18 protein-coding genes are annotated in these 16,787 nt (G+C 48.8%); 1 reads left to right on the top strand and 17 read right to left on the bottom strand.

Going from position 1 to position 16,787, the window contains the following annotated elements; all coding sequences use genetic code 11:
• Positions 1-73: 73 nt before the first annotated feature.
• The 17 genes from rfbD to minC all read right to left on the bottom strand — a co-directional run bounded on the left by rfbD (position 74) and on the right by minC (position 15,818).
• Positions 74-946 carry a dTDP-4-dehydrorhamnose reductase gene (gene rfbD, locus A7Q03_RS06850; protein ID WP_067448474.1) on the bottom strand — a complete coding sequence of 291 codons (873 nt, stop codon included), beginning with the start codon at positions 944-946 and terminating at the stop codon, positions 74-76.
• A 236-nt stretch (positions 947-1,182) separates the two neighbouring features.
• Positions 1,183-1,311 (bottom strand): hypothetical protein, encoded by a 129-nt coding sequence (locus A7Q03_RS10735; protein ID WP_255361309.1) that lies wholly within the window; start codon positions 1,309-1,311, stop codon positions 1,183-1,185.
• Between the two features lie 114 nt (positions 1,312-1,425).
• Entirely contained in the window at positions 1,426-1,614 is a 189-nt protein-coding gene (locus tag A7Q03_RS06845; protein ID WP_067448471.1) for a hypothetical protein, read from the bottom strand.
• A gap of 20 nt (positions 1,615-1,634) precedes the next feature.
• Positions 1,635-2,501, bottom strand: coding sequence for a glucose-1-phosphate thymidylyltransferase RfbA (gene rfbA / locus A7Q03_RS06840; protein WP_067448469.1), 867 nt, complete (start codon positions 2,499-2,501; stop codon positions 1,635-1,637).
• 73 nt (positions 2,502-2,574) lie between these two features.
• Positions 2,575-2,949 carry a hypothetical protein gene (locus A7Q03_RS06835; RefSeq protein WP_082880716.1) on the bottom strand — a complete coding sequence of 125 codons (375 nt, stop codon included), beginning with the start codon at positions 2,947-2,949 and terminating at the stop codon, positions 2,575-2,577.
• Positions 2,950-2,963: 14 nt separating this feature from the next.
• Positions 2,964-4,034 carry a dTDP-glucose 4,6-dehydratase gene (gene rfbB / locus A7Q03_RS06830; RefSeq protein WP_067448467.1) on the bottom strand — a complete coding sequence of 357 codons (1,071 nt, stop codon included), beginning with the start codon at positions 4,032-4,034 and terminating at the stop codon, positions 2,964-2,966.
• A 21-nt stretch (positions 4,035-4,055) separates the two neighbouring features.
• Positions 4,056-5,117 (bottom strand): glycosyltransferase family 4 protein, encoded by a 1,062-nt coding sequence (locus tag A7Q03_RS06825; protein ID WP_067448465.1) that lies wholly within the window; start codon positions 5,115-5,117, stop codon positions 4,056-4,058.
• On the bottom strand, positions 5,110-6,216 hold the full coding sequence (locus A7Q03_RS09870; protein WP_067687250.1) for a glycosyltransferase family 9 protein: 1,107 nt from the start codon (positions 6,214-6,216) through the stop codon (positions 5,110-5,112). Before A7Q03_RS09870 ends, A7Q03_RS06825 begins: the two co-directional genes overlap by 8 nt.
• Before the next feature lie 21 nt (positions 6,217-6,237).
• A complete protein-coding gene (locus A7Q03_RS06820; protein WP_167508165.1) occupies positions 6,238-7,449 on the bottom strand; it encodes a glycosyltransferase family 9 protein in 1,212 nt (403 codons plus the stop codon).
• Between the two features lie 29 nt (positions 7,450-7,478).
• Positions 7,479-8,552, bottom strand: a complete 1,074-nt coding sequence (locus tag A7Q03_RS09865) for a glycosyltransferase family 9 protein (RefSeq protein ID WP_082880715.1) — start codon at positions 8,550-8,552, stop codon at positions 7,479-7,481.
• Positions 8,553-8,584: 32 nt separating this feature from the next.
• Positions 8,585-9,496, bottom strand: coding sequence for an FkbM family methyltransferase (locus A7Q03_RS06815; protein WP_197474140.1), 912 nt, complete (start codon positions 9,494-9,496; stop codon positions 8,585-8,587).
• 129 nt (positions 9,497-9,625) lie between these two features.
• On the bottom strand, positions 9,626-11,689 hold the full coding sequence (gene glyS, locus A7Q03_RS06810) for a glycine--tRNA ligase subunit beta (RefSeq protein ID WP_067448459.1): 2,064 nt from the start codon (positions 11,687-11,689) through the stop codon (positions 9,626-9,628).
• A gap of 112 nt (positions 11,690-11,801) precedes the next feature.
• The gene (glyQ, locus tag A7Q03_RS06805) at positions 11,802-12,713 is read right to left on the bottom strand and encodes a glycine--tRNA ligase subunit alpha (protein WP_067448457.1); all 912 of its coding nucleotides are present in this window, start codon (positions 12,711-12,713) and stop codon (positions 11,802-11,804) included.
• A 238-nt stretch (positions 12,714-12,951) separates the two neighbouring features.
• A complete protein-coding gene (locus A7Q03_RS06800; protein ID WP_067448455.1) occupies positions 12,952-13,872 on the bottom strand; it encodes a hydrogen peroxide-inducible genes activator in 921 nt (306 codons plus the stop codon).
• Positions 13,873-13,875: 3 nt separating this feature from the next.
• The gene (gene minE, locus A7Q03_RS06795) at positions 13,876-14,148 is read right to left on the bottom strand and encodes a cell division topological specificity factor MinE (RefSeq protein ID WP_067441713.1); all 273 of its coding nucleotides are present in this window, start codon (positions 14,146-14,148) and stop codon (positions 13,876-13,878) included.
• A gap of 3 nt (positions 14,149-14,151) precedes the next feature.
• On the bottom strand, positions 14,152-14,964 hold the full coding sequence (minD, locus tag A7Q03_RS06790; protein WP_067441717.1) for a septum site-determining protein MinD: 813 nt from the start codon (positions 14,962-14,964) through the stop codon (positions 14,152-14,154).
• Positions 14,965-15,098: 134 nt separating this feature from the next.
• Positions 15,099-15,818 (bottom strand): septum site-determining protein MinC, encoded by a 720-nt coding sequence (gene minC, locus A7Q03_RS06785; protein WP_067448453.1) that lies wholly within the window; start codon positions 15,816-15,818, stop codon positions 15,099-15,101.
• A 208-nt stretch (positions 15,819-16,026) separates the two neighbouring features.
• Here minC and ruvC point away from each other — a divergent pair, with 208 nt between their 5' ends.
• Entirely contained in the window at positions 16,027-16,563 is a 537-nt protein-coding gene (gene ruvC / locus A7Q03_RS06780; protein ID WP_067441723.1) for a crossover junction endodeoxyribonuclease RuvC, read from the top strand.
• Positions 16,564-16,787 lie beyond the last annotated feature (224 nt).

The following is a 16,787-nucleotide window of genomic DNA, read 5'->3' as shown; positions in this document are numbered from 1 at the left end:
GAGGCAGTTGGAATAATAGGCTACCTGAAAATGAGCGACGCGAATTTCTGCGAAGCCAAAATTTTTGGATGCTTTAAAGATAGTCGGCCAGATTGCCCAATGCACTTTGCCAATCGCTGGGGGCGATGCCGAAGGCGGTGTGGATTTTGCTACAGTCAAGGTGGGAGTCGGCGGGGCGGCGGGCAGGAGTGGGATAGTCGGCGGTGGTGATGGCATGTAGTTCGGGCACGCGGGGCAGGATGCCTTGCTCGGCGGCGTGGCGGAAGATTTCGGCGGCAAAGCCGTGCCAGGTGGTGTAGGGGCTACCTGAAAAGTGGTAGAGGCCGTAGGGGCAGTTTTCGGTTTGGGTGCGCCCGGCGATGTGCAGCAGGGCGGCGGCGATGTGGCCGGCATAGGTGGGGGCGCCGCTTTGGTCGGCTACGATGCCGAGGCTGTCGCGTTCGCGGCCGAGGCGGAGCATGGTTTTCACGAAGTTGTGGCCGTGTTCGCCAAACACCCAGGCGGTGCGCAGGATGATGTGGCGCGGGCAGGTTGCCTGCACGGCTTGTTCGCCGGCCAGTTTGCTTTGACCGTATACCGTTTGGGGATCGGGAGTGTCGGTTTCGAGGTAGGGGCGTTCGGTGCGGCCGTTGAAAACGTAGTCGGTGGAAATATGCAGGATGGAGGCGTTTACGGCGTGGGCGGCGCGGGCAAGGTTTTCGGCACCTTCGGCGTTGGCGGCATAGGCGGCGGCCGGTTCGCTTTCGGCTTTATCCACGGCGGTATAGGCGGCGGCATTGATGATCACGGCGGGCTGCTCGCGCTCGACGGCTTGCAATACGGCGGCACGGTCGGCGATGTCCAGCTCGCTGCGGTCGTAAGCGGCTACCTGAAAATTGTGGGCGGCGGCCTGCTGGATGAGGGCTTGGCCAACTTGGCCATGGTGGCCGGTGATGAAGAGTTTCATGGTTAGGTTGGTTTCAGGTAGCCTTATTTGCTTTGAGGTTACCTGAAAATAGGTTTAGGGGTGTGTTAGGATTTTGTAAATATATTGACGGTGTTGGCGCGTAGGGCGGCGCGGATACGGGCTTGCAATTCGGCTTTATTTTCTTGCTGCACTATGCCCAGCATAGGTAGTGTAGTAGGCTCGGATTTTATTTTGCAGCACCTGCCAGATTTTAGGCTGGCGTCGGCAGGCATGGTTCAGCGGCTATATTGGTTGCGGACATTTTCCATTTCTTGCAGCAGGTGCATATAGCGGGGGTAGAGCGGTGCGATGCGGGCGCGGTTGGCAGGGCTGCAGAATTGTTGCAGGCGCTCAGGGTTGTGCATAATGGCTTCGTAGTGCTTTGTTAAGTCGGAGAGTTCTTGGCGTTGCTCTGGAGTAAGGGCGCAGCGGTTGAATTCTTCATTGCCAGATTTGCTGTTGAGCTCGCCAATGGCATACTAGCCGATTATGGCTTGGCGGCGGGTTTGCTCAGTGTCGGCTTTTTCGCAGTAGCGGCCGTCAACATACATTTTCATGCTGTCGATAACGGCTTGTTTGCATTCGGCCGTGCTCATGGGATGAACAAAGGAGATGTCAGCGCAGGCGAATGGGGCAGCGAGCAGGAGGATGAGGAGGATTGGTTTCATGATTGGTAAGCAGAGGGAGGTTATTTTTCTAGCAGCCGCAGCAGGTATTGGCCGTATTGGTTTTTGGCCATAGATTGGGCCAAATCGGCCAATTGCTCGTTGGAAAGCCAGCCGTTACGCCAGGCGATTTCTTCGAGGCAGGCTACCTGAAGGGCTTGCACGTTTTGGATGGTGCGCACAAATGAGGCGGCTTCGTGCAGGCTTTCATGTGTGCCGGTGTCGAGCCAGGCGAAGCCGCGGCCGAGCAGTTGCACGGAAAGGCTACCGTCTTCGAGATAGAGTTGGTTGAGGTCGGAGATTTCGAGCTCGCCGCGTGCGGATGGTTTGATTTGTTTGGCGAATTCAACTACGCGCTTGTCGTAGAAATAGAGGCCGGTTACCGCCCAGTTGGATTTGGGTTGTTTGGGTTTTTCTTCGATAGATAGGGCTTTGAGGTGCGGGTCGAATTCGACCACGCCGAAGCGTTCGGGGTCTTTCACTTGGTAGGCGAATACGGTGGCGCCGTGGGTTTGGGCGGCGGCTTGCTGCAGGGTTTGGGTGAAGGATTGGGCGTAGAAGATGTTGTCGCCCAATACGAGGCAGACGTTGTCGCCGCCGATAAATTCTTCGCCGATGATGAAGGCTTGGGCAAGGCCGTCCGGGCTGGGTTGTACGGCGTATTGCAGGCGGATGCCGAAGTCGCTGCCGTTGCCGAGCAGGCGGCGGAAGGCGGCGTTGTCTTCGGGGGTGGTGATGATGAGGATGTCGCGGATACCGGCCAGCATTAACACCGATAGGGGGTAATAAATCATCGGTTTGTCGTATACGGGCATGAGTTGTTTGGCTGCACCACGTGTAATGGGGTACAGCCGTGAGCCGCTGCCGCCGGCGAGAATAATGCCTTTCATACGGTTGCCTTTCTGTGACAGAAGGCTACCTGAAAACAAATGTTTCAGGTAGCCTTTTTATGGTTTGCTGTGCCTATTCCGCGCCCAGTAGTTTGCCGTTGTAGCGGCCGAAGAATTCGCTGATTTCAAAGAATACTTCTTTGCGCTCGCCGTTCGGGCCGACTACGCTGATGCGGTCGTAGATGCCGTTTTGCCCTTGAACCAGGGCTTGGCCGACTTTGCGGTAGCCGGGCATGTTTTGGGCAATCCAGTGGTTTTCGGCGGCAATACCGCGCGGGGTGTCGTTTTCGTGGATAACCACGGCGCGCTCTTGGCTGCTGCCGTCGGCACGTTGCTGCTGCTGGGCGGCGGCAGGTGCGCGGTGGGGGCGGGTTTTGGCTTCCACGCTGCCGGAGAGGGCAAGGCCGAGGGCAAGGAAGCCGAGTAGTGTGGTGTTGCGGATGTTCATGAATAGGCTCCAATTTATCGGATTGATGAATGGCCGAGCCGTTCCAGGCGGTAGCGGCCATCGAGGATGCGGTGCCACCAGATTTTGTTATCCAAGTACCATTGTACGGTTTTGCGCATACCGGATTCAAATGTTTCCTGCGGCTGCCAACTCAGCTCGCGGCCGATTTTGGCGGCATCGATGGCATAGCGCAGATCATGGCCTGGGCGGTCGGGCACAAAGGTAATCAGGTCGACATAACGCGACACGCCAATAGGTTTTTCGGGAGCAAGTTCTTCCAGCAGGGTACAGATGGTTTGTACCACTTCAAGATTGGTTTTTTCGTTGTGGCCGCCGATATTGTAGCTCTCGCCGATTTTGCCTTGGGTAATGACTTGATACAGCGCACGGGCATGGTCTTCCACAAAGAGCCAATCGCGGATTTGCTGTCCGTTGCCGTAGACAGGCAGGGGTTTGCCGGCTAGGGCGTTCAGAGTCATCAGCGGAATGAGTTTTTCGGGGAAGTGGTAGGGGCCGTAGTTGTTGGAACAGTTGGTAAGGATGGCGGGCAGGCCGTAGGTATGTAGCCAGGCGCGCACAAGGTGGTCGCTGGAAGCCTTGCTGGCAGAATAGGGGCTGGACGGGGCATAGGGCGTAGTTTCTGTAAACAAATCGCTGGTGCCGTGCAAGTCGCCAAACACCTCATCGGTGGAGATATGGTGGAAGCGGAATGCCACGCGGCGGCTTTCAGGTAGCCTTTGCCAATAGGAGCGGGCTGCTTCGAGCAGGTTAAAGGTGCCGACAATATTGGTTTGGATAAATTCGCCAGCGCTGTCTATGCTCCTATCCACATGGCTTTCTGCTGCCAGGTGCATCACCGCGTCGGGCTGATGCTGGGCAAATATGCGGTCGAGCTCGGCACGGTTGCAGATATCAATTTGCTCAAAGGTATAACGGGGGCTACCTGAAACTTCTGCCAAGGATTCGAGGTTGCCTGCGTAGGTGAGCTTGTCGAGGTTGATAACAGAATCTCGAGTGTGATGGATGATATGGCGGATAACTGCCGAGCCGATAAAGCCGGCTCCACCGGTGATGAGGAGGTGCATAAAGCAGATACTTGGAGTGTTCTAATTATGTTCCAGCTCTTCCAGCATGGCATAGAGCTTGGTTATATGATACTCAAGAGTAGGATTGTAAGCTAATGCCGATAGTGGTTTGTCGATTTTATGTCGGCCTTGCTGTTTAAGAGCAACAGCTTGGCGAATAGCTTGATCCAAACTGTGCTTATCTTCCCGCGAGAAGAAGAAGCCTGCCTCGTTATTCATAACTTCGCAGCATGCTATATTTTCCGATAAAACAACACGAGTGCCACATAACACTGATTCCACGCCCACTAAGCCGAAAGGCTCATATAGCGAGGCCATGATGGTGTAATCAGCGGCGCGGTAAAGATCTGGCATATTTTTGCAAAAGCCTAATTCCTGCACGTTTGCAATCGGATAAGGAAGCGGTGACCCGGCAACGGCAAGCCGGATGGGCAAGGTAATAGTTTTAAAATAATCTGCCAATAAATCTAATCCTTTGCGTTTATGGCCTGTGGACGGGAATAGGAAAATAACATCCTCATCTTTCCACCCATATTGTTGCCGGATAGAGGCAATTCCTTCTGAATGGCGGGTGAAGCGGTTTGTATCGGCAGGCGGGTGGATTGTTTGGATTTTTTGTGCCGGAATATTATATAGATTAATCAGCTCCTGACGCATCATTTCTGAGTGCGCCATAATGGATTTTGCAGTGGTATAATTGGTACGATTTCGATATACAGCCAATTTGTCAATCAAGTTTGGCGATTGCTCCATGGCTTTTAGGTAGCCTAAATGAGTCCCACCACAAATATAAATATCGGCATAATCAGAAGGGTTGCAGGCAATCAGATATTCATCAGTGTGATGAATTTTATTTAGCTGTCTGGTAAAGAAAAATGGCCGCAGTTTTTTCAGAGTATGTTTTTGATTAATTAATACTGGTTGAATTTTGGAGTATTCCGGTAAGCTATGATCAAATTTCGAGGCATAAACCTTAACTTTTTTTCCATCATTTGAAAGCTGCTTTGCCAAATCAATCGTATAACTTTCTATTCCACCACCAGTGGCGAATTTATGGGTACTTAATGCGATGGGTTTATGCATTTTGTTGCTCCAAAATGGTGGTGATTTGTTGGTTTAACCAGTTTGCAGCTTTTGCAATAGGGAAATCTCCACGATGTTGCCAGCTAATTTCCTCACTTTCTGAAAAACATTCCTCAGAGTGGGAAACTGCCATAAAATGGGGAACATCTTTGTGATGCAGTGGGCCCCATGTATTTATATTATGGTCAACATAAAAACTTAGAAGAGGTTTTTTCAGGGCACACGCTAAATGCACTGTACCACTATCTACCCCAATAACAATATCAGATGATGCTGTTAGCGCAATATATTCCTCTAGTGAGGTCTTTGGAGCAAGTGATAAATCAATGTCAGAAGTACATAATAGTTTTAATTTTTTAAAATATTCTTCTGAGTTTTTAGTGTTGCATACAATAAATTTAGCTTGACTAAAATAATTTTTATTGAACAAGTTCAGTAACTCTGATAACTCTTTTTCTGGCAAGCATTTAAAAGGAACGCTACCCTGCGGTGCTAAAAATATACGAATCTTCTTTTCGGTATCACATTGCCAGAATTTCCCAGAAATTTGTTCAGTTAGATGGATTTTTAATTCTGGGATAGCCTCTGGGATAGAGAAGTATTGGGAAAAAGATGATGTATGTAAATGTCGAACTACGTGATCATTTGGATTGTAGGGACAGTAAAAGTCATAGTTATGAACATTTTGCATAGAGTAATATTTACGTGCCCGTTTTTTAAAAATCATAATAGCACGAGGAGAAAGAATAGATGAAGCGGTAATGCTTCTACTATCCAGGCATTCACCAAAATCTAGGAGTAAATCCCATTTTTTTCGCTGCCTAAGATAGTTGATAGGAGTTCTATCTATCGTTTTATCTATTAATGGAGAGTTGGAAAAAATATTTTTATTTCTATTAGTAACCAGTACGCCTAATTGGATATTTGAGTAAATGTTTTTTAATTGCTTGGCATAAGCTAGATTGATAATTGCATCGCCGACAGCATCCCCTAATGGGCGGATTAGGATGGATTTTATATTATTAAAATCAAAGCCAATAGAGTGTCGCTTTTGACCAAACAGGCGGATAATAATTTTTTTTGAAAATGGAATGTTCATAATGTTAATGGTAATGAATTACTAGAACACTTCTAAAGAGTCGATGGCTTCATTGATGCGGTAAGTTAAATCTATTGAGCTAGCTTTGGATATATAGTCATAGTCCACAACAATTTGTATGCTGTTTGGGTTATTTGGATGCCAGAAAACCGTGCTAATAGAGAAGAAGTTAGATATTTTGTTAACTGGTATGCCATATAAACCATATTCCATTTGGGTGTAATATAGCCAGTAGTTGTATTTTATTAGATCTAATTCGCTCTGTGGAGGGCTTGGTATATGAACTTTAGATGAGTGTGGGTAAATGGCGATGGTATTCTTATTGAAAGTGGTTGCAATATGAATAATTGATGTGTCAACACTAACAATTAACTTTGCTTTCTTCACCAAAGGAATTATATCAATAATATTTCTAGATTGAAAAATAATGCTTTCGCTAAATCCTAGTATGCTTAGTTTTTCTTTTTCTCCAGTAATAAAGATTTTATACCCTAAGATATTCAGTTGATCGTATATGCATTGAGCTTGTTTTGGGGATAAACAATGCGTGTTTTTACTACCAAGTGGATTAAATATTATGAAATTTTTCTCAGATACTTGGCTTGCAACATAGTCCTCTTCAGCTTGAGAAAAAAATAAGTCATAAGACATGTCTCTATAAGTTATATTTTTACCAAATATATCTAATATTCTTCTTAAAGGTTCGATTACATGTACTTGTTGCAATTTGCAAGGGATAGTTACATTAAAAGTTTTAAACATATCCTTATTACAACCAATTAATATTGGTGATTTTATCAATGCATGATAAAGTAAGTCTTTATAGGAGGGTTTTCTCGCAATGCGTACTTCGATGGCTAAATCAAAATTCTTTTTTCTAAGTAATAATAAGGAGTAAAAGAAATTTGTTAGTTTGTTATCATTGTAAAGAAAGGTTTCTTTTATATAAGGGTTATATTTTAATAAATCCAAAGATTGCTTTCGTGATGAAACAGAAACTTCATAACCTAATTCTACTAAATTTCTAAGCAGGCCAGTACAGACTACAGTGTCACCAATTACATTATTGAATATTAATAATATATTGCCTTTTTTGGGTAAGTTGGATACAGGTTTTCTTGCAAATATTGTGTCGATAGCTAATAAAGGTAAGTAATAGAAGAAAATTTTTGCCTTCTTGTAGGTAAATTTACGCTTGTAATTCCATAATTTTAACTTATATTTAAGTGACATTTTGATCTTTATTATACAACCAACCGACATTACGAAACTTGTTGGGATAACCATTTTACTGCCAACTCAATAGGGAAATTTTCAGTAGCTACTGGGTTGTTATTGTTTTGAGAGGCAGTAATCATCAAGTGAGGAGTGTTTGGATTTGATAATGGATGCCAAGTATCTATATTATGTCGTGCATAGAAGCTTAATAATGGTTTTTGTAATGCACACGCTAGATGGACAGTTCCGCTATCTACGCCAATGATAATATCTGCTGATGCTGATAAAGCTAAATATTCTTTTAAAGTAGTGGGTGGTGATAGACCTAATAGTATGTCATAACGGCATAATTCCTTGAGGGTTTGGAAATATTCTTTGCTACCAATTGTGTATCCCATTAATACCCTGATTCTGGAGAATACGGGAAGACTTTCGTTAAGTAGTTGTGCTAACTCTGAGGGGGGAACTTGTTTTTTCAATTGAGCATTCCCTTGAGGGGCTAGCAGTATATTTAGAGTCTTGCCAAGATTAGCAGGTAGGGTAAATAGCCTATCCCAAATAGGCGACACTTTATCTATTTCCACGTGTGGAATTGTTAATTTCGGAATAATTCTCGGTAAGTCGAAATATTGACCAAATATAGAAGTCTGAAGATGATTTACGACATGACTATTTGGATCAAACGGGCAGCAGAAATCATAATTAGAAATTGTCTCGCGATTATAGTATTCTTTATCTTGTTTAGAGAAAATTATTGTCGTCTCAGGAGATAAGATTTTATCAGCGATTAAATCAGGGGTATTGTATGTTTCTCTGAAGTCTAATAGTAACTGCCATTTTTTATGATTTTTCGTATATTCAAGAAAATTACAAGGAATAATTTTATCAAAGAGATTACTTGCTATAAATAAATCTCGGTTTCGTCCAGCCATAATGCCTAACTTTAGATTTGGATATATACTCCTTAATTGTTCTGCAAAAGCGAGATGTATCAGGCTGTCACCTAAGGCAAAACCAAATGGGCGAATTAGAATTGATGATATATTATTCAAATCAAAGTTGTTGCACTTCTTTTTTCTCCCAAATAAATAAGCAATAATCACTTTGGATAATTTCATATAATTATAAGCCGTTAATTAAGATAAATTGTTTAAAAGTTTGGCTTGTCTACGTCAGGATGAAATAAATGGACATCTGTAAGCTCATTATCCTTATTTATTCGCTGTTTCAGATATATTGCATAATAGTGTAAGGCTTCAGAATGTTCTTTTTTTTGCCATAGCCGTTTGGAAAGTAAGCGGTATTCACTATGCCCTACCTTAAGGTGATCTAAGATTGGGTCACTTTTGTGAATGGCTAATAGGTTGATATCTTTGGTGAAGAATGTGTATCCAAGGCTTTGGAAAAAATCAACTATTTTATCTCCGCCAGATTTTAAGATTTCGACCAACATAACGGGTCTATTTTTTTTAATGCTATCTGTTGCGCCATTTAACACTTCTATTTCCATTCCTTCCACATCCATTTTGATTAAGTCAATTCGTGACAAATCTAAAGTGTCAATAGATAGTAATGGTACTTTTTGCGTATGCTTCTGATAGTCTATTTGTTGGCCAATAAACTCATTATGGTCAGAAGGGCGTAGTTCTAAGCTACCAAACGATGCATGTTTGGTGTAGTCAGGAACTGGTATATCCAAGAAGTGGGTAGATGGATCTGGTAGTATTTTGGTATTACCTAAAGCAGCGTGAATGGCTTTTACATTGAAACAGTTATTTAAAGCTATGTTTCCTGCTAAGGCATAATAAATACGTTCTTGAGCTTCAAAAGAAATAACGTTACCCCATCCTGTCATTTCTATGCCCCAGGCAATGGTATGTGCACCTATATTCGCACCACAATCTAGTGCAACCACTCCTTCGCCATGATAATTCTTACGTAAATTCAGTAGGTTCAGAACTAGTTCGATTTCGGAAGGGTCGAAACTACCTTGGCTGAGATATTGATATCCTACTCCATAACAATTACCTTGTTGATCATAGGCATAATCTTGGTGATTCACGATCATTGCTCCGGTATTTGTAGATGTCAGCACGAATGGTAACGGGCGGTGAATATGCTTCATAAAATTATTTCCAAGTATTAAAGTTGAGATTAGTAATAAAATGCTTGATATTTCAGGTAAATTTAGCTACTCGCTCAACACAGCAATATCCGCCACCGCGTTCATCTGCTCTGCCAAGCGGTTCAGCAGGTTCAGGCGATTTTGTTTTACGGCGGGGTCTTTCGTCATTACCATCACGCCGTCGAAGAAAGCATCGACTTGCGGCTTGACAGAGGCCAGTTCGGATAAGGCCGTCTGGAAATTGCCTTCGGCAATGGCGGCGGTAATTTTCGGTTGCAAGCCTTGAGTGGCGGCGTACAGGGCTTTTTCTTCGTCCTGTTTCAGCAGGCTTTTATCGACTTCTCCCAGCGAGGCATCAGCTTTTTTCAGCAAGTTTTGTACCCGTTTGTTGGCGGCGGCGAGCGCAGCGGCTTCGGGCAGTTGTTTGAACGCGGCGACGGCTTGTAGTTTGGCAGTCAAATCGTCCAAACGGCGCGGCTGTTTGGCAAGTACGGCGGCAACGATGTCTTGCGGATAGTCGTTTTGCAGCAATATGGCAAGGCGCGCTTGCATGAAGTCGGCGGTTTCAGACGGCGTTTTCTCGTTGAGCAAACCTTTGGGGAAGCTGTCGAAGGTCGTCTGAATCAGCTCGTTCACGTCCAAACCATACTGCATCAGCATCCGCAGAATGCCCAAAGCGGCGCGGCGCAGGGCGTGGGGGTCTTTGTCGCCGGTCGGGATCAAACCGATACCCCAAATGCCGACCAAGGTTTCCAGCTTGTCGGCCAGCGCTACGGCGGTGGCGGTTTTGCTTTCAGGTAGCCTATCGCCGGCAAAACGCGGTTGATAGTGCTGCTCGATGGCATCGACGATTTCTTCGGTTTCGCCGTCCAAGCGGGCATAGTATTTACCCATCGTGCCTTGCAGTTCGGGGAACTCGCCAACCATTTCGGTAACCAAGTCGGCTTTTGCCAAACGCGCGGCACGCTCGGCTGCGGCTGCATCCGCGCCCAATGCTTTGGCGATGTGGGCGGCGATGCTTTGCAGGCGTTCGATGCGTTCGGCTTGTGAACCGATTTTGTTGTGGTACACCACGTTCGCCAGCTTGGGCAGGCGGCTTTCCAAAGTCGCTTTCTGGTCTTGCTTGTAGAAGAATTCGGCATCAGATAGACGCGCGCGCAAAACGCGTTCGTTGCCTTGGATGATGTGCGACGGGTCTTCGGTTTGCAGGTTGGAGACCAGCAGGAAGCGGTTCATCAGTTTGCCGTTTTGGTCGAGCAGCGGGAAGTATTTTTGGTTTTGTTGCATGGTCAGAATCAGGCATTCTTGCGGCACGGTGAGGAAATGTTCTTCAAAACCAGCTTCCAAAACAATGGGGTATTCGACCAGCGCGGTTACTTCGTCCAGCAGCGCTTCATCGGCGGCAACGGTAGCTTTCAGACGATCTGCTTGTTCGTTCAAGGCCGTCTGAATCGCGGCCTTGCGCTCGGCAAATGAAGCGACGACTTTGCCTTGCTCGAGCATTTGTGCGGCGTAGCTGTCGGCATTTTCAATGGTGATTTCGCCGTTGAACAGGAAGCGGTGTCCCAAGGTTTGATTGCCGCTTTGCAGGCCCAAAACACTGACGTTTACGATGTCGCCGCCATGCAGCACAATCAGCCCGTGAACGGGACGCACGAAGGTAAATGTGCTGCTGCCCCAACGCATTACTTTCGGAATCGGCAGTTTCTTAACTGCTTGATTGATAATGTCTTCCAAGAGTTCGCCCAACGGTTTGCCGGTTTGGATATATTCGTAGGCGTACACGTCTTGCTTGCCGTCGTGGATGATGGTCAAGTCTTCGATTTTTGCTCCCGCGCCGCGCGTAAAACCTTCCAAAGCCTTGGTCGGCGCACCGTCTTTCATGGCATTCGACACGGCAGGGCCTTTTTTTACGATTTTCTGATCGGCTTGCACGGCTTTGACGTTTTTGACTTGAACGGCCAAACGGCGCGGTGAAGCGTAGGCGATATATTCTGCTGCGCCGTCAATCAGTTGCGCTTTTTCCAAGCCTTCGGCAACAGAAGCAGCGAAGTGGTTGCCAAGATTGTTCAGAGCCTTGGGGGGGAGTTCTTCGGTGAGGAGTTCGATTAAAAGGGTTTGGGTGTTCATTGCAGCGTGTCGTTTGGTTTCAGGTAGCCTGCCGTTGCTGTAGAGGGTGCTGGGCTTTTGATCAGGAGGCGGGCGGCACTTGTTTGTTAGGTTGGTGAGAATTCTAGCATTTTCAGGCTGCTTGCGCCTTGTTTTTAATCAGCGGGAAGCCCAGTTTCTCACGGCTTTCCACGTATTTATGCGCCACGGTGCGGCTCAGCGCGCGGATGCGGCCGATGTAGGTGGCGCGTTCGGTAACGGAAATGGCGCCGCGTGCGTCTAAGAGGTTGAAAGTATGGCCGGCCTTGAGGACGAGTTCGTAGGCGGGCAGGGCGAGGCTGGTGTCTTCCACGGCCAGCAGGCGTTTGGCTTGCGCTTCGTAGTCGTTGAATTGGCGCAGCAGCCAGTCGGCATCGCTGTATTCGAAATTGTAGGTGGATTGTTCGACTTCGTTTTGGTGGTACACATCGCCGTAGGTAACGGTGTTGCCGTCCGGCGTTTTTGCCCAAACGAGGTCGTAAACGTTTTCCACGCCTTGCAGGTACATCGCCAGGCGTTCGATGCCGTAGGTGATTTCGCCAAGCACGGGGGTGCAGTCGATGCCGCCGACTTGTTGGAAGTAGGTGAACTGAGTCACTTCCATGCCGTTGAGCCAAACTTCCCAGCCCAAGCCCCATGCGCCGAGGGTGGGGTTTTCCCAGTCGTCTTCCACGAAGCGGATGTCGTGCACTTTTGGGTCGATGCCCAATTCGCGCAGGGAATCGAGATAGAGGTCTTGAATATTGGCCGGGGCGGGCTTGAGGGCTACCTGAAATTGATAGTAGTGCTGCAGGCGGTTGGGGTTGTTGCCGTAGCGGCCGTCTTTGGGGCGACGGCTGGGTTGAACATAGGCGGCAAACCACGGTTCGGGGCCGAGCGCGCGCAGGCAGGTGGCGGGGTGGGATGTGCCGGCGCCAACTTCCATATCGAGCGGCTGGAGCAGGGTGCAGCCTTGGGCGGCCCAGTAGTTTTGCAGTTTGAAGATGATTTGTTGGAAGGTGAGCATGGTTGTGCAGGAAAGTTGGAAAAAATAATGGCGGTATTGTACTTGGTTTGCCGATTAAACAAAACAAAGCTAAAGGCTACCTGAAAAATGGTTGTTGGGATTTTCAGGTAGCCTTTTCATCTTTAAGGCATGGCTGAAGCACTGTGCTTCATCAGGCATTATGGTTTGCCGCTTGCCGGCCGTTTTAAGGCTACCTGAAAAATAATCAGACGATTTCAGGTAGCCTCTGTCAAACCGGCTAGGCTTCGGCAAAACGCACACCGGTAAGCTGGGATTTCAGAATGGCTTGGCGCAATGCCTGCAATGCCTGCGGGCGTACAAAGTTGCGGCGCGAGGCCAATACGATGCGGCGGTTGGGTACGGGCGGCTCGAAGGGGATGATGGAAAACAGCAGGTGGTCGTTGTCCGTGAGAGCGCTGGAGGGCAGTACGCTGATGCCCAGGCCGCTGGCCACCATATGGCGGATGGTGTTGATGGAACTGCCCTGCAGGGTGTTGGCCAGGCCGAGGATGCGCTGGCGGGAGGCCAATTTGCTACAGCTTTCTAAAACTTGGTCGCGCATGCAGTTGCCTTCGCTGAGCAGCAGCACTTGCTGTTCTGTCAGCTGCTGCACGGATACGGCGTCGAGCTCTTCGAATTCGTGCCCCTTCGGCACGATGACGAAAAACGGCTCGTCATACAGCGGCTCGGTGATGATGCCCGGCTCTTGGAAGGGCTCGGCCACCACGATGGCATCCAATTCGCCTTTTTTCAGGGAATCGGTGAGGTTGGCGGTGTGGTGCTCTTCCAGCATCAGGGGCATATCGGGTGCCACTTTGCGCAGCGATAAAATCAGACGCGGCAAAAGGTAGGGAGCCACGGTAAAAATCAGCCCCAACTTGAACACGCCAGCCAGCTCATTTTGCTCGGAGGCGGCCAGATGTTTGATACGGTCGGCTTCTTCCAAAACACGGTGCGCCTGGGTGATGATGCGCTCGCCGGTTTCGGTGGGTCTGACTTCGTTGCTACTGCGGTCGAATAGCGAAACCGAGAGTTCTTCCTCCAACTTTTTAATGGCGATGGAGAGGGTGGGCTGGCTGACGAAGCAGCGTTGGGCGGCACGGCCGAAGTGGCGTTCTTGTGCAACGGCCACAATATAGCGCAATTCGGTCAGGGTCATGGCTTAGCCTTCTTCGCTTTTGCGTTGGAAGTCAGGCAGGATGATGTTGAGCTCCAGCACGTCCACACCGTTTTGTGTTTCCTGTGAGATACGGATATCGTCGAGGGAAACGTGCACGTATTTCGATAATACCCCCAACAGCTCTTTCTGTAGGGTGGGCAGGTAGTCCGGTGCTTGGGATTTCACGCGCTCCTGTGCAATGATGATTTGTAGGCGGTCGCGGGCGATGCTGGCGGATTTGGGCTTTTTGCCGAACAATATATCAATCAATGACATGGCTTACCCTCCGAACAGGCGTTGCAGGAAGCCTTTTCTCTCTGCTTCCAAAAAACGCATTGGCCGGTTTTCGCCCAGTAGGCGGGCCACCACGTCTTTATAGGCTTCGGCGGCAGGTACGCCTTCTTGATGGATCACAGGCAGGCCAACGTTGGAGGCTTGCAGCACGTTTTGCGATTCGGGAATCACACCCAAGAGCGGGATGCGCAGTACGTCTTCGATGTCTTTTACCGAAAGCATTTCGCCGCTTTCTACACGATCGGGATTGTAGCGGGTAATCAACAGGTGTTCTTTCACCTGTTCACCTTTTTCGGCATGGCGGCTCTTGCTCTGCAAAATGCCCAAAATGCGGTCGGAATCGCGCACGCTGGATACTTCGGGGTTGGTGGTAACGATGGCTTCATCGGCAAAATACAGTGCCATCAGTGCGCCGGTTTCGATGCCGGCGGGCGAATCGCAAATCACAAATTCGAAGTCCATTTTTTCGGTGAGCTCGGTGAGCACGTGTTCCACGCCTTCGCGAGTGAGCGCGTCTTTGTCGCGGGTTTGTGAGGCGGGTAAAATGAACAGGTTGTCGCAGTGCTTGTCTTTAATCAGCGCTTGGCGCAGCGAGGCTTCGTTTTGGATAACGTTGATTAAGTCGTACACCACACGGCGTTCGCAGCCCATGATGAGGTCAAGGTTGCGCAGGCCGACGTCGAAATCGATAACGGCGGTTTTGTGTCCTTTTAGAGCCAGGCCGCTGGCGATGCTGGCGCTGGTGGTGGTTTTGCCCACACCGCCTTTGCCGGAGGTTACTACAATAATTTTTGCCACGGTTATGATCCTTTCCCTTATGTGAATCTGTTTTGTTGAAATGGGTTGTTACGTTTGGCGGGCTACCTGAAGAAGGCTACCTGAAAATGGTTTGCCGCCGTTTGTATTGTGTAGCTAAATAAATATGTGTTGTTTCAAATAATCTTGTTGAGGGCGGCGATGGACAGCCGCTCTTTTTGCAAATATATCTGCACGGCCTGACGGTGGAGGTGCGGCGGCAGCTGTTGGTCGAAAGTGCGGTAGATGCCGGCGATGGATACCAGCTCGGCCTGCATCGATTGGGTGAAAATGCGGGTATTTTGGTTGCCGCTGGCGCCAGCCAGGGCACGGCCACGCAGGGGAGCGTAAATATGAATATGGCCGTCGGCAATGACTTCGGCCCCTTCGTTTACCAAGCCCAGTACGATGAGGTCGGCATTTTCGGCATACACCTGTTGGCCGGTGCGGATAGGTTTCTCCACCACAAGGGTTTGGCGCACGGCAGGAGCGGGCGGTGTGTTGGGCGTTTCGTGTTGCGTGTTTTCAGGTAGCCTTTTGTGTTCTTCACCATTGGCGTTATCGCTGCAAAAGGCTAAGTGATGGGCGCGGGCGGCAGCCTGCCATTGCTCGTCGTGATGGCGCAGGGTGCCGATGGGTAGGCTGTGCTCGGCAAACAGACCGAGCAGGCTGTCTAAATCTAGGTTGTCCGGCGAGTCGAATGCCTGCACGTCAAGCAGCAGCGGCATATCGCTGAGCTCGCGGTATTGTGCGGCGCGCTCGGTGAGGGTTTGTCGGATGGCCGCCAGTTCGGTGGTGTTGAGCTGGATGGCGAGCGCGTCGAGACGGGCGGATTTGATGTCGAATGCTGGCTTCATCGGTGCGATGGAGTCGTAATTTAAGAATTGAAACGGCTTGCAGTTTACCGTTTTATGTAGGCTACTTCAAATCTGTGTGACTCTTGGCTTATATCAGGCTACCTGAAAACTTGGCTTATAATAATGCGGCGAATCGGTTTTCAGGTAGCCTGCTTGACAAGCCGGAGGTTACCTGAAAACCAGTTTGAGTAATTTAAAGGGAAAAACTATGCGGAAGCCGATACGGATTTTGGGCATCGACCCGGGCAGCCGGGTAACGGGATTTGGCGTTATTGATGTGCTGGGGCAGAATCAGAGCTATGTGGCATCCGGCCGCATCAAAACCATTCCCGGCGACGAGCTGGCCGGACGAATCGGCATTATCGTGCAGCACATCGGCGAGATTATCGATACTTATCGACCGAACCAAGCGGCGGTGGAGCAGGTGTTTGTGAACGTCAATCCCGCTGCCACGTTGATGCTGGGGCAGGCGCGCGGGGCAGCAGTGGCAGCGTTGGTGCTGCGCGGGTTGCCTGTATATGAATACACGGCTTTGCAGGTGAAACAGGCGGTGGTGGGGCAGGGTAAGGCAGCCAAGGAACAAGTGCAGCATATGGTGGTGCAGATGCTGAGGCTGTCAGGGAAGCCGCAAGCCGATGCGGCCGACGGCTTAGCCGTGGCGCTTACCCATGCGTTACGTAATCATAGTTTGGCAGCGAAATTGCGCAATGCTTCGCAGATTAAAGGTGGCCGGTTTCAGATTTGATTTTCAGGTAGCCAGTGGTCAGTCGTATTTATGCCGGGTAAATTTCATTTCACCTTAGTGATTTAGTTTTTGTTTGTGGATATTTTGTTTTCCGGTATTTGACAAAATATTCTGGTAGGCGTATAGTCCGCATCTTCGCTGTTCCTTACGGCACGGTTTTGTTGTCGGTTTTACGGTTCAGCAGCTCTTTAACAATCAGATTACCGATAAGTGTGGGTGTTTTA

Origin of the sequence: Eikenella sp. NML99-0057 (genome assembly GCF_001648535.1) — a bacterium.
Lineage (GTDB): Bacteria > Pseudomonadota > Gammaproteobacteria > Burkholderiales > Neisseriaceae > Eikenella > Eikenella exigua.
Note: the sequence above shows the minus strand (reverse complement) of the source record. Positions and strands in the feature narration are given on the sequence as shown.

Bases quoted from the DNA above. Each gene is read 5' to 3' on its own strand.
- rfbD (WP_067448474.1), bottom strand. From the start codon at position 946: ATGAAACTCTTCATCACCGGCCACCATGGCCAAGTTGGCCAAGCCCTC.
- A7Q03_RS10735 (WP_255361309.1), bottom strand. From the start codon at position 1,311: ATGCACAACCCTGAGCGCCTGCAACAATTCTGCAGCCCTGCCAACCGC.
- A7Q03_RS06845 (WP_067448471.1), bottom strand. From the start codon at position 1,614: ATGAAACCAATCCTCCTCATCCTCCTGCTCGCTGCCCCATTCGCCTGC.
- rfbA (WP_067448469.1), bottom strand. From the start codon at position 2,501: ATGAAAGGCATTATTCTCGCCGGCGGCAGCGGCTCACGGCTGTACCCC.
- A7Q03_RS06835 (WP_082880716.1), bottom strand. From the start codon at position 2,949: ATGAACATCCGCAACACCACACTACTCGGCTTCCTTGCCCTCGGCCTT.
- rfbB (WP_067448467.1), bottom strand. From the start codon at position 4,034: ATGCACCTCCTCATCACCGGTGGAGCCGGCTTTATCGGCTCGGCAGTT.
- A7Q03_RS06825 (WP_067448465.1), bottom strand. From the start codon at position 5,117: ATGCATAAACCCATCGCATTAAGTACCCATAAATTCGCCACTGGTGGT.
- A7Q03_RS09870 (WP_067687250.1), bottom strand. From the start codon at position 6,216: ATGAACATTCCATTTTCAAAAAAAATTATTATCCGCCTGTTTGGTCAA.
- A7Q03_RS06820 (WP_167508165.1), bottom strand. From the start codon at position 7,449: ATGTCACTTAAATATAAGTTAAAATTATGGAATTACAAGCGTAAATTT.
- A7Q03_RS09865 (WP_082880715.1), bottom strand. From the start codon at position 8,552: ATGAAATTATCCAAAGTGATTATTGCTTATTTATTTGGGAGAAAAAAG.
- glyS (WP_067448459.1), bottom strand. From the start codon at position 11,689: ATGAACACCCAAACCCTTTTAATCGAACTCCTCACCGAAGAACTCCCC.
- glyQ (WP_067448457.1), bottom strand. From the start codon at position 12,713: ATGCTCACCTTCCAACAAATCATCTTCAAACTGCAAAACTACTGGGCC.
- A7Q03_RS06800 (WP_067448455.1), bottom strand. From the start codon at position 13,872: ATGACCCTGACCGAATTGCGCTATATTGTGGCCGTTGCACAAGAACGC.
- minE (WP_067441713.1), bottom strand. From the start codon at position 14,148: ATGTCATTGATTGATATATTGTTCGGCAAAAAGCCCAAATCCGCCAGC.
- minC (WP_067448453.1), bottom strand. From the start codon at position 15,818: ATGAAGCCAGCATTCGACATCAAATCCGCCCGTCTCGACGCGCTCGCC.
- ruvC (WP_067441723.1), top strand. From the start codon at position 16,027: ATGCGGAAGCCGATACGGATTTTGGGCATCGACCCGGGCAGCCGGGTA.